This window comes from Methanocalculus natronophilus, from assembly GCF_038751955.1.
Taxonomy (GTDB): Archaea; Halobacteriota; Methanomicrobia; order Methanomicrobiales; family Methanocorpusculaceae; genus Methanocalculus; species Methanocalculus natronophilus.
Genome location: NZ_JBCEXH010000045.1, coordinates 1 through 746, shown reverse-complemented (window position 1 = coordinate 746; position 746 = coordinate 1). Strand labels below are relative to the sequence as shown.

Annotated in this window: 1 protein-coding gene; it reads left to right on the top strand. The window is 38.7% G+C overall.

Going from position 1 to position 746, the window contains the following annotated elements; all coding sequences use genetic code 11:
- Positions 1-746: hypothetical protein (locus ABCO64_RS10290; protein WP_343089396.1), on the top strand; the 746-nt coding region annotated here is incomplete at both ends.

Here is a 746-nt window from a genome sequence, read left to right as displayed (position 1 = left end):
TCTCAACTATCAAGGATTTTGAGCAATGGGAAGATGCTCGTATTGAACGTGTGCAGGGATATTTAAATGATGTTAAGGCAATAGATCAAATTTCTTTTGGTGATGTCGATTTAATTGAGTATGCAAAAAATCAATATGAATTATTGTTTGAAAGTGCTGCTGATGAAAAACTGATTGATGAAGCATCTATTATTGCACTTGAAGAGGCGATAGTTGATAAGAACATTCTTATAAATTTAAACGCAGCAGAAACAAACACAGAAATGGAAACAGCGCTTGAAGACGAAGCGTTGGCGATAGATTTCACGGTATATAACGCTTTATACGGTGACAACCGTCAGGATAACGTCTTAGAGTATATGATTGAGCAAAGACCGTTTGATACATTAGAAGAGATACGGGATCATTTCGCAGCAGAAGTGGCGTGGCAAGACGCGATTGATGAGTTCCGTTTATCTGCGGTCGCAGAAGATATAGCCGTAGAAAGTTTCTATAATGCATTAATCGCTATGGGAGACTTCCAAGGTGAAGAGACGCAAGAAGACAAACTGTTCATCGAAGTGAAGGAACTCTTGGAAGCTTATATGGATTTAGATGAGGACGAAGAATCGTTCGTAGAGCAATACATTTATGAAAATGCAGAAAATCTCTATTCGCGTGAAGATATCCTCCATGGCATGCAAGCCGGTATTGAAGAATTAAACAATGTTTTAGGCAGTGTGGATTCGCTTGATGTAACTGTAGAC